A 14292-nucleotide genomic window follows, 5' to 3' on the forward strand; every position below is an offset into this window, starting at 1 on the left:
TCTTAGATGCTAAGGAGAGTGGTCGTGGAAGGCAAGCCCCGGCCTGAGGCGTCGAGCGCCCAGGCGCTGGCCGGCATGGACCGGCTCATCGCGCTGAGCATCGTCGGGCAGCACGACATCGCCCAGCGGCTGGGTCTGAACGTCACCGATCTCACGTGTCTGGCTCACATCTGGGACTTCGGAGACGAGCCCCCGACCGCGGGCGACCTGGCGGAGAAGGCCAACCTGACCACCGGTGCGATCACCGGGGTCGTCAACCGCCTCGAACGGGCCGGTTATGCCCGCCGTCAGGCCGATCCCGCGGACCGCAGGCGGGTGCGGATCGTCGCGGACGCGTCCGCCGCGGCCCGGGTCGCCGTGGTCTACCAGCCCTTCTACGACCGGCTCTCCGAGTTGTTCGCCGACTACTCGCCCGACGAGGTCGCCGTGCTGGCCGACTGGTTCACCCGTGCCGCCGACGTGATGCGCCTCTCTCTGGAGGAGATCCGCGGGATGGACTCCCGGACCGCGTCCTGACCGCGACCCGACCTCGTCCTGGCCGTGCGTGATCCGTGTGGTTCCGTAGGCGGGAGCGGACACCGGATGTTGATGCGATCGGACAGCAGTCGCTGATCAGCGGGTCCTGAAATGTCGATGAGGGCCGACAGCGCCGCCTGGGCGTCTCGCCTCCCTCCTCTCCGCCGGTGCAGAAGTCACAGCGACCTGCATGCCTTGCCGGGCGACGGCCGTCCGCTTTGGAAGGAGGACGAGGGGTGGCGTCAGCGTGACGTCATGCCGATAGAGATCGTTTCCTCGCGGTGCGGCCGCTTCACGTTCGCGCCGCGCCACCGGCGTCGGTGATACCGGCCTGGATGCCATCGAGGAGCCAGCCCAGGCCCAGGGCGAAGCCGGTGTCCCAGTCGCCTTCCGCGACGAGCGGTCCGTAGGCGGCCAGGGCCGGGTAGCGCTCCCGGTTGGACCGGAGGTGTTCCCGCGCGGCCCGCTGCACTTCCTGCTCCGCGTCGGCCGGCCAGGTGGCCTGCATCAGCCCCGAGCCGATGACGTAGTTGGACAGACCGTACGCTGCGGCGGTGAGGTGGGGCTCGGTCACTCCGGCGTCCAGGAGGGTGGCGTACAGGAACTCGCTGCGGGCCAGCACGTTGGGGCCCAGCATCGGGCGGCTCAGCAGCGCCGCCGACCAGGGGTGCCTCAGCAGGACCGCGCGCCATCCGTTGATCAGCGCGGTGATGTCGGCCCGCCACCCTTCGTCGCTCTTCGGTGGGATCTCGACCTCGGCGAAGATGGCGTCCAGGGCCAGATCGAGGACGTCGTCCTTGGTCTTCACATGCCAGTACAGCGTGGTGGAGCCGGTGCCGAGCCGTTCGGCCAGGCGCCGCATGGTCAGCAGGTCGGTGCCTTCGGCGTCCAGGAGGGCCACGGCCTCTTCGACGATCCGGTCCCGGCTGAGCGGCGGTGCGCCGCGCCCCTTTCGCGCGGACGGCCGCAGCCAGACCTCCCCTGCCGCTCCCGTGCGGCGTGCTCCCGATCCTGCCTTGCCCGTGTCCATGGACATGAGTCTAGTATGGGGATCGAGTACTGGATCGTTGGTCTAGTCACTGGAACACCGATCCGGAAGTGACGAGGAGCCCGAGCCCGCATCAGGGAGGTGTCGTGGCAGGACATGTCGAGGCGGATCGGCTGACCTACGTGCTGCCGGACGGGCGGCTGCTCCTGCACGAGGTGTCGTTCCGCGTCGGTGACGGGGTCAAGGCCGCCCTGGTGGGGCCGAATGGCGCGGGCAAGACCACCCTGCTGCGGCTGATCGCCGGGGATCTGCGACCGGACGACGGCCGCGTGATCTCCTCCGGAGGACTGGGAGTGATGCGGCAGTTCATCGGCGGCATCCGCGACGACCGGAGCGTGCACGACCTGCTGCTGTCGGTGGCACCGGACCGGGTCCGCGCCGCGGCCCAGGCCCTGGCGGGGGCGGAGGCGGCGATCGCGGCCCGCGACGAGGAGGAGACGCAACTGGCCTACGCCCAAGCGGTCGCCGACTACGCCGACGCCGGCGGTTACGACATGGAGGTCGTCTGGGACGTGTGCGCCACCGAGTCCATGGGCCTGCCCTACGACGCGGTCCGGCACCGCCCGGTGGCCTCGCTGTCGGGAGGCGAGCAGAAACGCCTCGTCCTGGAGGCCCTGCTGCGCGGTCCGGACGAGGTCTTGCTGCTGGACGAGCCGGACAACTACCTCGACGTGCCCGCCAAGCAGTGGCTGGAGGGCCGGCTGCGGGCCACGGACAAGACCGTGCTGTTGGTCTCCCACGACCGCCGGCTCCTGGCGGAGGCCGCCGACCGGATCGTGACCGTGGAAGACCGCGGGGTCTGGATCCACGGCGGAGGCTTCGCCACCTACGCCCAGGCCCGCCAGGAGCGCATCAGCCGCCTGGAGGAGCGCCGCCGCCGCTGGAACGACGAACACGCCAAGCTCAGGCAGCTGGTGCACACCCTGCAACAGGGCTCGGCCGGCAACGATGCGCTGTCCTCGGCCTACCGGGCGGCGCGCACCCGGCTGAGCCGCTTCGAGGAGACCGGCCCGCCCCAGCGCCCGCCCAAGGCGCAGAACGTGCGGATCCGGCTGCGCGGCGGTCGCACCGGCAAACGCGCCGTCGTCTGCGAGAAACTGGAGCTCACCGGTCTGATGCGGCCGTTCGACGCCGAGATCTGGTACGGCGAACGCGTCGGGGTCCTCGGCTCCAACGGGTCGGGCAAGTCCACCTTCCTGCATCTGCTGGAGCAGGCCGCCGACGGCGCGGTGCCCACCGTGCCGCACAGCGGTTCGGTCCGGTTGGGGTCGCGGGTGGCCCCGGGCCGGTTCGTGCAGACCCACGCCCGCCCGGACCTGCACGGCCGCACGCCGACCGAGCTGGTCACGACCGGCCACGCCCTCACCTTGAACGAGGCGATGGCCGCTCTGGCCCGCTACGAGCTCGCTCCCGCCGGCGGCCAGCGGTTCGAGACCCTGTCGGGCGGTCAGCAGGCCCGGTTGCAGATCCTGCTGCTGGAGCTGTCCGGCGCCACCCTGCTGCTGCTGGACGAGCCCACCGACAACCTGGACCTGGCCAGCGCCGAAGCGCTGCAGCAGGGCCTGGCGTCCTTCTCCGGCACCGTGCTGGCCGTCACCCACGACCGCTGGTTCGCCGCCGACTTCGATCGCTTCCTGGTCTTCGCCTCTGACGGAGCCGTCTACGACAGCGACGAGCCGGTCTGGCACGAGGGCCGGGTCGAGCGCACGCGCTGATGGCGCAGGCCGGTGGGCGGTAGCCGGGATCACCGAAGACCGAAGTGCTGCCCGCGCCCCTCCGGCGCTGTTCGGATCCGGCTGCCCCGTATCTCAAGAAGGTCCTGCGGATTCCCGGCCGCAGGGGAGCCGATCATGTCGCCGGGCGCCACAGTGGCCGGGAACCGTCCGCGCCCTTCTCCGCGAACGCCGCGCACGCTCGGACGAGCTTTCCGGTGACCTCACCGATCCAGAAACCCACGAGATCCCGCCGTTGATCCGAACGGACAGGACCTCGTCAACCGGCCCGTCCGTGCGCGGACGGCGTCCGCGGGCGCCTCAGCCGATCAGGGCCAGGCGGTGGGCGGCCGCCGCGGCCTCGCCCCGGGTCGAGACGCCGAGCTTGCCCAGGATGTTCGAGACGTGCACGCTCACCGTCTTGGCCGAGATGAACAGCTCCGCGGCGATGTCCCGGTTGGAGCGCCCCTGCGCGACGAGCCGGAGCACCTCCTGCTCGCGCGGGGTGAGCGAGACGGCTTCCGCGGTCCCCTCCGCCTGCCGGGCCTCCGGTGCGAGCGCGGCGCCGACCCGGCGGGCCAGGGACTCGATCTCGGCGATCAGCGGCCGGGCCGACAGCGCCTCCGCGACCGGATGGGCCGCGCGGAGCCGTACGGCGGCGCCCTCGCGGTCACCCGCCGCGGCGGCGGCGCGTGCCGCCTGGAGCAGCGACGAGGCGCGCAGGAACGGCCGGTCCAGCCGCTCCCAGGCGGAGGCCGCGGCGTCGTGGTCGCCGGTGAGGCAGAACCGGTAGGCCTCGGCGACCGGGCCGTCCACGGTCATCGCGGCGGCGGTCGCCTCGATCCGGTCGCGCAGCGCCGCCGCCCGCTCGGGCGCGATGAGGCCGGCGGCGTCGCACACCACGGCGATCTGGGCGACCAGCCGCCAGCCGAGCTCGGGCTTGCTCAGGATGCGGGCCTCCAGTGTGACCTTCTCGGCCACGTCGAGGGCGGTCGCCGGCTCGCCCTCCAGCAGGTGCAGCCGCATCGCCAGGCAGGCGTTGACCACCGCCTCCTGGGTGAACTCCGCCTGCTCGGGGGAGAGCGCCAGCTCGGCCAGGACGGCCCTGAGCACCTCGGTCTCACCGCGCGCGGCGGCCACCGCCGCGCGGGTCCGGTTCAGGTGATGCCGGTCGCGGGTGGAGGGGTCCCTGGCGAGCTCCCGCTCGGCCAGCTCGGCCGCCTCGTCGAGGCGGCCCAGCGCCTCCAGCACCTCGGCCCGGTTGTTGGCGATGAAGGCGCCGTGGGCGCGGTAGCGGCCGTACTTGCGGGCCAGCCTCTCGCCCTCCAGCGCGAGCTCGACGGCCTCGGCCGAGCGGCCCAGGTTGTTGAGCGCGTCCACGCTGTTGGCCAGGGCGCGCAGCACGATCCGGCCCGAGCCGAGGCGTCTGCCGATCTCCATGGCGGTCTCGTTGGCCTCGACCAGGAGATGGAGCCGGCCCGCGATCGAGTGGCCCACCCCCAGGTTGAGCAGCAGGTCGGCCTCCAGGCACTCGTCGCCGTGGGCGCGGGAGATGGCCAGCGCCTCCTCGGTGAGCGCGGTCCCCTCGTCCACCTCGCTGCGGAACATCAGGTAGGAGCCGAGCCTGGCCAGCACGTGGGCGCGGGCCAGGCCCGGCTCGGGCACCAGCCGCTCGGCGTAGCGGAGGTCGGCGAGCGCTCCAGGCTTCCGCTTGGCCAGCTTGAACTGCGAGAGCCGTACGACCAGCTCGGCCACCCGCTCGGGCTCCGTCTTCTCGTCCAGCTCGGCCAGGGCGGCCTTGACGAACTTCGTGCCGCGGTCGAGCTCCCCGCAGGCGTAGGCGGCCTCCGAAGCCTGCTCCAGGACCGTGGTGTGGTCCGCGCCGATCCGTGCCGAGGCGTCGGGGACCTTGCTCCACAGCGCGAGGACCCGCTCCAGCAACTGCACCTTCTCGTTGTAGGCGAAGGTTCGCGCGGCCTTCTGCGCGGCCTCCCAGGCCGAGACGAGGGCCCACAGGTCGTCGCGGGCGGAGTACCAGTGGTGGGCGATCTCGATGGCGGCGCGGCCCGGCGGGACCAGCGTGCGGTCCCGCTCGATCTCCTCGGCGAAGCGGGCGTGCAGCCGTACGTGCTCGCCGGGCAGCAGCTCGTCGTGCACGGCCTCGCGGATGAGCGCGTGCCGGAAGGCGTACGCGCGGCCGTCGGCGACCTGGATGACGTTGGCCGCGACGGCGGGCCGGATCGCGTCCTCCAGTTCCAGGTCGGACAGGCCGCTGACGGCGGCGAGCAGATCGTGGCCGACCCGGATGCCGCCCGCGGCGGCGACGCGCAGCACGCGCTGGGTCTCGTCCGGCAGCCGCTCGACCGAACCGATGATCAGGTCGTGCAGGGAGTCGGGGAAGGAGCAGCCGTCGCCGCACTCCGTCAGCGCCTCGACGAACAGCGGGATGCCCTCGCTGCGCCGGTAGACCTCGCCGACCCGGGCGAACTCCGGGACCGTGCCGAGGATGCCCGCCATCTGCGCGGCCACCTCGTCCTGGGTGAGCCGGGGCAGGTCCATCCGCAGGACCCCGTCCACCCGGCCGAGCTCGGCGAGCACCGGCCGGAGCGGATGCTGGCGGTGCAGGTCGTCGGAGCGGTAGGTGAGGACCATCAGGACCGGCGCGGTGCGCAGGTTGCGGCTGAGGAAGGCGATCAGGTCGCGGCTGGACCGGTCGGCCCAGTGGATGTCCTCTATGACGAGGACGACGGGGCGCTGCTCGGCCAGGCGCTCCAGCAGGGTCAGGATCTGCTCGAAGAGCCGGGCCCGCGCGGTCTCGCTCTCGGTGTCGCCGCCGGGCTCGCCGAACTCGGGCAGCAGCCGGGCCAGGTCGCGGGCCGCGCCGTCCGGCAGCAGCGCCGCCACCTCGTCGGCTCCCCGCTCGCGGACCAGCTGGCGGATCGCGGCGGTGAAGGGCGCGTAGGCGAGGCCCTCGGTGGACAGCTCCACGCAGCCGCCGGCCAGCACCCGCGCGCCGTCGAGCGCGGACCGCTCGGCGAAGCACGTGACCAGGCGGCTCTTGCCGACCCCCGCCTCGCCGCCGAGCAGCACCGCGGCGGCGTTCTTCTTCCGCGCCTGCTCGAAGGCCTCGGCCAGATCCGCGAGCTCCGACTCCCGCCCCACGAAGACGGGGCTCACCGCCCGACCCATCATGTTTTCCAGCATGTCATGTCTTCTGTCGTGATTCCTCCGTTTAATCGGAGGGCCGCTCTGACCGGAGGACCGCGTCCGTAGGTGCGGGCGCGAACGGCCTGCGGCGGAAGAACCCCTACGGAGGCAGAGATGCCCGGCCGGGCAGAGGCGTGCGGCCGGGCTCTCGTACGGACCTCATGCGGCGCTGGTCTTGCCGAAGAAGCGCAGCCCCCGGCGGAGACCGCCCTCGGAGCGGACCTTGCGGGCGGCCTGGACCTCGCGCGCCCGGCGGTGCGCGGCCGCCTCCTCGCGGAGCTCGGCGTTGCGGCTGATCATTACCTGGAAGTGAATCTCGGGACCCATGTCGGGCTCCTCCTTGAAGCGGTGCGATTTCCTTACACACTCAAGATTCGCCCTAAGGCCCCCGGTCCCACATCGGACGGATGCCTTATCTAGGGGCGGAGATCACCTCACCCACGGCCTAGGACGTCCGCCCGGACGCCTAGGACGGGCCTAGGGCCGCCGGGCGGGAGCAGTGGAGGGACCCGCCGCCCCCGCGGGCGTCCAGGGCGCGCCGTGACCGTGTGCGGTCCGTTCCGTCGCTGAACTCGGCGAATGTTCACGAAAACCCGTTACCGGTCTCGGCCATGTCCAGTTTGGAACTGAACACACGAGTCGGCATGCTGGAGTGGTGTCAACCATGACTACTCCGCTCGCTGACGTGGCCTCGTCCGACGCCACGCTGCGAGCCTTCCTGCACGGCCTGCCCGGTGTCGACCGGGTGGGCGCGGACCAGCGAGCCGCGATGCTCGGTACCCGGTCGATCAAGACGACCGCCAAGGCGGAGGCGATCGACCTGGCCATCCGCATGGTGGACCTGACGACCCTGGAGGGCGCGGACACGCCCGGCAAGGTCCGCGCGATGTGCGCCAAGGCCGTCCACCCCGATCCGAGCGACCCGTCCGTGCCCAAGGTGGCCGCGGTCTGCGTCTATCCCGACCTGGTCGCCCTGGCGGTGGACGCGCTCGCGGGCTCCGGCGTGAAGGTGGCCAGCGTCGCCACCGCGTTCCCGAGCGGGCGCTCGTCGCTGGACGTCAAGGTCGCCGACACCGCGCTCGCGGTGGCCGCCGGCGCCGACGAGATCGACATGGTCATCGACCGGGGCGCGTTCCTGTCGGGCGGCTACTCGAAGGTCTTCGAGGAGATCGCCGCGATCAAGGCCGCCTGCGCCCGCCCCGGAGGCGGGCACGACGCGCACCTCAAGGTGATCCTGGAGACCGGCGAGCTCGCGACCTACGACAACGTACGGCGTGCGTCCTGGCTGGCGATGCTGGCCGGCGCCGACTTCATCAAGACCTCCACGGGCAAGGTCCAGCCCGCCGCGACGCTCCCGGTGACGCTGATCATGCTGGAGGCGGTCCGGGACTTCCTGGCGGCGACCGGCCGCAAGGTCGGGGTGAAGCCCGCGGGCGGCATCCGGACCACCAAGGACGCGATCAAGATGCTCGTCCTGGTAAACGAGACCGTCGGCGAGGGCTGGCTGGACCCCGACTGGTTCCGCCTGGGCGCCTCCACCCTGCTCAACGACCTGCTGATGCAGCGCCAGAAGATGGCGACCGGCCGGTACGCGGGCCCCGACTACTTCACCCTGGACTGAGGCGATGTTCGAGTACGCACCGGCACCCGAGTCCCGCGACGTCGTCGACGTCAAGTCGTCCTACGGCCTGTTCATCGACGGCGAGTTCACCGACGGGGCGGGCGCCGCCTTCAAGACGATCAACCCCGCGACCGAGGAGACCCTGGCCGAGGTGGCCGCGGCCTCCGAGGCCGACGTGGACCGCGCCGTCCGGGCCGCACGCAGGGCGTTCGGCACCTGGTCGGCGATGCCCGGCTCCGAGCGGGCCAAGTACCTGTTCCGGATCGCCCGCATCATCCAGGAGCGCTCGCGCGAGCTGGCGGTGCTGGAGACGCTGGACAACGGCAAGCCGATCCGCGAGGCGCGCGACGTGGACCTGCCGCTGGTCGCCGCGCACTTCTTCTACTACGCGGGCTGGGCCGACAAGCTCGGCCACGCCGGCTACGGCCCGGACCCGAAGCCGCTGGGCGTGGCCGGCCAGGTCATCCCGTGGAACTTCCCGCTGCTCATGCTGGCCTGGAAGGTCGCCCCGGCGCTGGCCTGCGGCAACACGGTGGTGCTCAAGCCCGCCGAGACGACGCCGCTGACCGCACTGCTCTTCGCGGAGATCTGCCGGCAGGCCGACCTCCCGCCCGGCGTGGTGAACATCGTCACCGGCGCGGGGGAGACCGGCGCGGCCGTGGTGAACCACCCGGACGTGAACAAGGTCGCCTTCACCGGTTCCACCGAGGTCGGCCGCCTGATCGCGCGCAGCGTCGCCGGTTCCGGCAAGAAGGTCACCCTGGAGCTGGGCGGCAAGGCCGCCAACATCGTCTTCGACGACGCCGCGATCGACCAGGCCGTCGAGGGCATCGTCGACGGCATCTTCTTCAACCAGGGCCACGTCTGCTGCGCGGGCTCCCGGCTGCTGGTCCAGGAGTCGGTCGCTGACGAGCTGCTGGAGGCGCTCAAGCGCCGTCTGAGCAGGCTCCGGCTCGGCGACCCGCTGGACAAGAACACCGACATCGGCGCGATCAACTCCGCGGAGCAGCTCGCCCGGGTCCGCGAACTGTCCGACATCGGCGAGGCCGAGGGCGCCGAGCGCTGGTCCCCGGCGTGCGAGCTCCCGGGCCGGGGCTTCTGGTTCCCGCCGACGATCTTCACCGGGGTCGCCCAGTCGCACCGGATCGCCCGCGACGAGGTCTTCGGCCCGGTCCTGGCCATGCTGACCTTCCGCACCCCGGCCGAGGCCGTGGAGAAGGCCAACAACACCCCGTACGGCCTGTCGGCCGGCGTCTGGACGGAGAAGGGCTCGCGCATCCTGTGGATGGCCGACCGGCTCCGCGCGGGCGTGGTGTGGGCCAACACCTTCAACAAGTTCGACCCCACCTCGCCGTTCGGCGGCTACAAGGAGTCCGGCTACGGCCGGGAGGGCGGACGGCACGGGCTGGAGGCGTATCTCGATGTGTGAATACCGGAGGTCGGGACCCGGCGGCTCCAGGGCCCGCCGGTCCCAGAGCACCCGGGGCCACGGTTTCGCCCGCGCCGGTCGCCCGGCGCTGCGGGGCTGGTTCGCCCACCGGTGCGGGGTGAGCCGCTGCGGCCAGGTCTTCGTGCCGGTACGGCTGGCACAGCAGCAGAGCACGTGGAGAGGGCGCGGAAATGACTGAGGCGGAGCAGCCGGGCAAGGACCTGCCGGGCAGGGACCAGCCGGGCAGGGCGCGGGCGGACGAGGCGCCGGACGGGCGCCGATCCGGCGCGCCGGGCCGGGCGGGGAAGCCGGGCGCCGGGAGGTCCGGCGCGGGGAGGCCCGGCGTCGCGGACTCCGGCGAGTCGGCGTCCAGCGGGTCGGCGTCCGGCGAGGGCGGGAACTCGCGGGAGTCCGCCCGGCTGGCCGTGCGCAAGACGTACAAGCTGTACATCGGCGGGGCGTTCCCGCGGTCGGAGAGCGGAAGGTCCTACCCCGTGGCCTCCTCTGAAGGCGAGTTCCTGGCCAACGCCTCGAAGGCCTCCCGCAAGGACGCCCGCGACGCGGTCGTCGCGGCCCGCAAGGCCTTCGGCGGCTGGTCGGGCGCGACGGCCTACAACCGGGGGCAGATCCTCTACCGGATCGCCGAGATGCTGGAGGGCCGCCGGGCGCAGTTCGCCGCCGAGCTGGCCGACACCGGCGCCGGGCGGCCCGGCGAGGCCGTGGACGCGGCGGTCGACCGGCTGGTCTGGTACGCCGGGTGGTCGGACAAGATCACCTCGGTGGCGGGGGCGGCCAACCCGGTCGCCGGGCCGTACTTCAACCTCTCCTCGCCGGAGCCGACCGGCGTGGTCGCGGTGGTCGCGCCGGACGAGCCGCTGCTGGGGCTGGTCTCGGTGATCGCCCCGGTGATCGTCACCGGCAACACGTGCGTGGTGGTCGCCAGTGAGCGGGCGCCGCTCCCGGCGATCACGCTGGCCGAGGTGCTCGCCACCTCGGACCTGCCCGGCGGCGTGGTGAACGTCCTCACCGGCTCGGTGAGGGAGCTCGCCCCGTGGCTGGCCGCGCACATGGACGTCAACGCGATCGACCTCACCGGCGTGGCCGACGCGGAGCTGGCGGTGGCGTGCGAGCAGGCCGCGGCGGAGAACCTCAAGCGGGTGCTCCGCCCGTCCGACCCGGACTGGTCGGCCGACCCCGGCGTCCGCCGGATGACGGCCTTCCTGGAGACCAAGACGGTCTGGCACCCGACGGGCGTCTGACCCTTTCCCGCCGCGTCCTGCCCGTTCAGAGGGGCGGGGCGTGGCGGGGCCAGGGGCGGGCGGCCTCGATCCGGGCCGCCAGGGTGAGCAGCTGGGCCTCGCCGCCGGGAGCGGCGACGAGCTGGACGCCGATGGGCACGCCGGTGGAGTGCCTGCCGTACGGGACGGTCATGGCGGGCCAGCCGGCCAGGTTCCAGGCGGCGGTGGCGGGGGCGTAGGCCAGGTTGACGCGGACGTTGGCCAGCAGGCCGCGCTCGCCCCAGCGGGCGGCGGGCGGCGGGAGCGCGGCGAGCGCCGGGGTGACGAGCACGTCGGCGTTGCCGAACCACTGGTCGGCGCCGTGGGCCCGCCAGCGGTCGCGACCCCTGGCCCCGTCCAGGCCGAACCGGCCGAGGAGCCTCCCTGCGCGGGCCAGGGCCTTCGTCCGCCGTTCCAGCCTGCGGCGGTCGAGGCCCGCGACGTCCTCGCGGGCGCACGCGAACCAGGCGGCCACCGCGGCGGAGCCGAGCCAGACGGGCAGCCGGGCGCCGTGCTCCACGACCGTGTGCCCGGCCTCGCCGAGGGTGCGCGCGGCGTCGGTCACCGCCCGCTGGAACTCCTCGTCCACCGCGAACCCCGGCGGGAGCGGCAGCGGCGCGACGGCGACCCGGAGCCGCACCGGCTCGGACGGGAGCAGCCCGCCCGGATAGTCGTCGATCGTCTCCCCCACCCGCAGGGACTCGATCCGGTCCGGCGTGGCCAGGGACATGTCGCCGGCCATCACGGCGAGGGCGAGGGCCAGGTCGGTCACCGTCGTGGCGAGCGGGCCGTTCTCCGACATGGCGTGCCAGTCGTGCTCCGGCGGCGGGACCAGCCCGTGGCCGGGCTTGATCGTGACGAGGCCGCAGCAGGCGGCCGGGATGCGCAGCGAGCCGAGCCCGTCGTTGCCGTGGGCCAGCGGGACCATCCCCGCCGCCACGGCCGCGGCGCTCCCGCCGGACGAACCGCCGGGGGTGCGGGCGGGGTCCCAGGGGTTGCGCGCCGTGCCGTACACGCTGTCGGAGAACCCGGCCAGGCAGAGCTCCGGCACGTTGGTGATCCCGACGACCACCGCGCCCGCCGCGCGGAGCCTGGCCACCACGGGGTGGTCCTCGGGCTCGGGGGCGCCGGAGGTGGCGGCCGAGCCGTTGCGGAGCGTCTCACCGCGGACCGCGACGTTGTCCTTGACCGCCACGGGCACCCCGGCGAGCGGCAGCTCCGCGAGGTCCTCGCGCTCCTGTACGGCGTGCGCCTCGGCGAGCGCGGCCTCGGCGCGGACCGTGCGGAACGCCCCGATGCGCCCGTCGCGTTCGGCGATCGCGCCGAGGTGCTCTTCGACGACCCGCGGAGCCGTGGCCTTTCCCTGCCGCACGGCTTCCGCGATCTCCGCTGCGGATCTCCCCACCCACGACATATACCGAGTGTGGTCCTGCGGGCACTCCGAGGGGAAGCGCCCTATGTCTCAATCGGGTGACTTGTCGTCCTCCGGCGACCTGCGCGGCTCGCGGCCCGCCTCCTTGAGCGCCCGGCGCAGGGCGTACTCGATCTGGGCGTTGATGCTGCGCAGGTCGTCGGCCGCCCACCTGGCGATCGCCTCGTAGACGGCCGGATCGAGCCGGAGCAGGAGCTTCTTGCGCTCCGGCATGGTCAGGAGTAGAGACTGCCGGCGTTGACCACCGGCTGGGTCGCCCGGTCGCCGCACAGGACGACCAGGAGGTTGGAGACCATCTGCGCCTTCCGCTCCTCGTCCAGATCCACCACGCCCTCCTCGGCCAGCCTGTCCAGCGCCAGCCGGACCATGCCCACGGCGCCGGCCACGATGTGCGTGCGGGCCGCGACGACCTGGGCGGCCTGCTGGCGGACCAGCATCGCCTGGGCGATCTCCGGAGCATAGGCGAGATGGGTGATCCGCGCCTCCAGGACCTCGACACCGGCGAGCTCGGTGCGCTCGCGCAGTTCGGCGGTGAGCTCCCCGGCGACCTCGGCGCCGTCGCGCAGGCTGGTCCGGCCCTCCTCGTGGGCGTCGTAGGGGTGGCTGGTGGCCAGGTGGCGGACGGCCGCCTCGGACTGGATCGCGACGTACTCCTCGTAGTCGTCGACGGAGAAGGCGGCCTTGGCGGTGTCGGTGACCTTGTAGACGACGACCGCGGCGATCTCGACCGGGTTGCCGTCGGCGTCGTTGACCTTGAGCTTGGCCGTCTCGAAGTTGCGCACCCTCAGGGTGACGTGCTGCTTGGTGGTGAACGGCAGGACCCACTGGAAGCCCGTCTCCTTCACCGTGCCGACGTAGCGGCCGAGGAACTGCACGACCTTCGCCTCGTTGGGGTTGACCACGGTGAACCCGCTGAGCAGGACGAGCGCGGCGAGGCCCCACGGGCCCACGGTGCCGAGCAGCGCCACGACCGAGTCGGTCCAGCCGGCCGACACCACGACCGCCGCCAGCGCCGCGCCCAGCACCAGCAGGCCGATCAGGACGATGAAGCCGTTGACCCGGAATGCACGTCGTTCCATGAATCCCACCTCTGCTATCGGGGGTCTATCGAAGTGATATCACTACGATAGCCCATGGGGCGGCGGTGCGCGCAAGCCGTACGGCGGGCGGGGTGGGCGAGCGGTACGAGGGGTGGCGGTGCGTGAGCCGTACGGCGGGCGGGGCGCGCGAGCGGTGCGGCGGGCGGCCTCCCCGGCCGGGCACGGGCCTGCAAGTGAGTCCCAAGTGCGCCCCCGCACACTGGGAGGCATGTGGTTCCTCGATCGCACGGCACGCCAGCTACGACGTCATCCCGCTCTGCTCACCTACCGGCCCCCGGAGCCGGCCCGGCTGGAGGGCCTGCTCCGCCAGTACGACCCCGACCTGACGTCGTCGGGGGACTGGTTCGTCGTGCGGGGGACCCGGGTCCGCTGGGCCGAGCTCACCGAGGGCCTCGCCGCCAGGGCGCGCGTGCCCGCGGACCGGCGCGGGGCGATCATCGCCTGCGGCGGCGGGCACCGGACCGCGGGGACCTTCCTGCTGAACGGCCTGGCCAGCCGGATGGGCGGGGCGCTGTACCCGCCGGAGGAGCACGACGACCAGGTGGACGTCGAGGTGAACCTGGGCGGGCGCGCCGCGCTCGACTGCGAGGAGGTGGCCCATCTGGTGCGCCCGGTCCTCGGCGAGCGGGCCGTCGAGCACGACCACGACCTGGGCCTGTGCCGGGTCGGCGGCGAGGACGAGCGCCTCCAGGTGCACTACAGCCATCCGGAGCCCGGCTGGACGGACGGCACCGACCACCTGGTCGACCTGGAGCTCCGCCCCGACGGCCCGGACGACCCGGAGCTGGAACGCCTCTACCAGGCCGCCGTGGCCCTCGCCGCGGCCCTCGGCGGCACCATCCGCTCCAGGGACATGCCCGTCACCCGGTTCGAGGACATCGTCCCCACCCGGGACCGCCTGCCCGTCTGACGGCCTGGGACCGTCTGACGGCCTGGGACCGTCTGACGGT

12 protein-coding genes are annotated in these 14292 nt (G+C 72.9%); 6 read left to right on the plus strand and 6 right to left on the minus strand.

Annotated features, from left to right (window positions below):
* The first annotated feature begins 24 nt into the window (after positions 1-24).
* Positions 25-516: a MarR family winged helix-turn-helix transcriptional regulator gene (locus tag HS048_RS06780; RefSeq protein WP_196466467.1), complete on the plus strand. Its 492-nt coding sequence runs from the start codon at positions 25-27 to the stop codon at positions 514-516.
* A gap of 292 nt (positions 517-808) precedes the next feature.
* On the opposite strand, the gene HS048_RS06785 is transcribed toward HS048_RS06780, so the two are convergent.
* Positions 809-1546, minus strand: a complete 738-nt coding sequence (locus HS048_RS06785; RefSeq protein WP_196466468.1) for a TetR/AcrR family transcriptional regulator — start codon at positions 1544-1546, stop codon at positions 809-811.
* A gap of 104 nt (positions 1547-1650) precedes the next feature.
* On the opposite strand from HS048_RS06785, the gene HS048_RS06790 reads away from it, so the two are divergent.
* Positions 1651-3279: an ABC-F family ATP-binding cassette domain-containing protein gene (locus tag HS048_RS06790; protein ID WP_196466469.1), complete on the plus strand. Its 1629-nt coding sequence runs from the start codon at positions 1651-1653 to the stop codon at positions 3277-3279.
* A gap of 318 nt (positions 3280-3597) precedes the next feature.
* On the opposite strand, the gene HS048_RS06795 is transcribed toward HS048_RS06790, so the two are convergent.
* Complete coding sequence (locus HS048_RS06795; RefSeq protein ID WP_196466470.1) at positions 3598-6480, minus strand: helix-turn-helix transcriptional regulator; 2883 nt, start codon at positions 6478-6480, stop codon at positions 3598-3600.
* Between the two features lie 162 nt (positions 6481-6642).
* Positions 6643-6810 carry a hypothetical protein gene (locus HS048_RS06800; RefSeq protein ID WP_157237458.1) on the minus strand — a complete coding sequence of 56 codons (168 nt, stop codon included), beginning with the start codon at positions 6808-6810 and terminating at the stop codon, positions 6643-6645.
* A gap of 337 nt (positions 6811-7147) precedes the next feature.
* Between HS048_RS06800 and deoC the strand changes: the two genes are divergently transcribed.
* The 3 genes from deoC (at position 7148) to HS048_RS06815 (ending at position 10792) form a co-directional block, all read left to right on the plus strand.
* Positions 7148-8104: a deoxyribose-phosphate aldolase gene (gene deoC, locus HS048_RS06805; protein WP_068896298.1), complete on the plus strand. Its 957-nt coding sequence runs from the start codon at positions 7148-7150 to the stop codon at positions 8102-8104.
* Positions 8105-8108: 4 nt separating this feature from the next.
* Positions 8109-9533 (plus strand): aldehyde dehydrogenase family protein, encoded by a 1425-nt coding sequence (locus tag HS048_RS06810; protein ID WP_068896300.1) that lies wholly within the window; start codon positions 8109-8111, stop codon positions 9531-9533.
* Positions 9534-9952: 419 nt separating this feature from the next.
* Positions 9953-10792 (plus strand): aldehyde dehydrogenase family protein, encoded by an 840-nt coding sequence (locus HS048_RS06815; RefSeq protein ID WP_196467815.1) that lies wholly within the window; start codon positions 9953-9955, stop codon positions 10790-10792.
* Positions 10793-10817: 25 nt separating this feature from the next.
* On the opposite strand, the gene HS048_RS06820 is transcribed toward HS048_RS06815, so the two are convergent.
* The 3 genes from HS048_RS06820 to HS048_RS06830 all read right to left on the minus strand — a co-directional run bounded on the left by HS048_RS06820 (position 10818) and on the right by HS048_RS06830 (position 13321).
* Positions 10818-12182 (minus strand): amidase family protein, encoded by a 1365-nt coding sequence (locus HS048_RS06820; protein ID WP_307832381.1) that lies wholly within the window; start codon positions 12180-12182, stop codon positions 10818-10820.
* 90 nt (positions 12183-12272) lie between these two features.
* Positions 12273-12455: a hypothetical protein gene (locus HS048_RS06825; RefSeq protein ID WP_068896303.1), complete on the minus strand. Its 183-nt coding sequence runs from the start codon at positions 12453-12455 to the stop codon at positions 12273-12275.
* Between the two features lie 2 nt (positions 12456-12457).
* Positions 12458-13321: an SPFH domain-containing protein gene (locus HS048_RS06830; RefSeq protein WP_068896305.1), complete on the minus strand. Its 864-nt coding sequence runs from the start codon at positions 13319-13321 to the stop codon at positions 12458-12460.
* Positions 13322-13550: 229 nt separating this feature from the next.
* Here HS048_RS06830 and HS048_RS06835 point away from each other — a divergent pair, with 229 nt between their 5' ends.
* Complete coding sequence (locus HS048_RS06835) at positions 13551-14252, plus strand: hypothetical protein (protein ID WP_196466472.1); 702 nt, start codon at positions 13551-13553, stop codon at positions 14250-14252.
* The last annotated feature ends 40 nt before the right edge of the window (positions 14253-14292 follow it).

The sequence above is a fragment of the Planomonospora sp. ID91781 genome (assembly GCF_015711595.1).
GTDB lineage: Bacteria > Actinomycetota > Actinomycetes > Streptosporangiales > Streptosporangiaceae > Planomonospora > Planomonospora parontospora.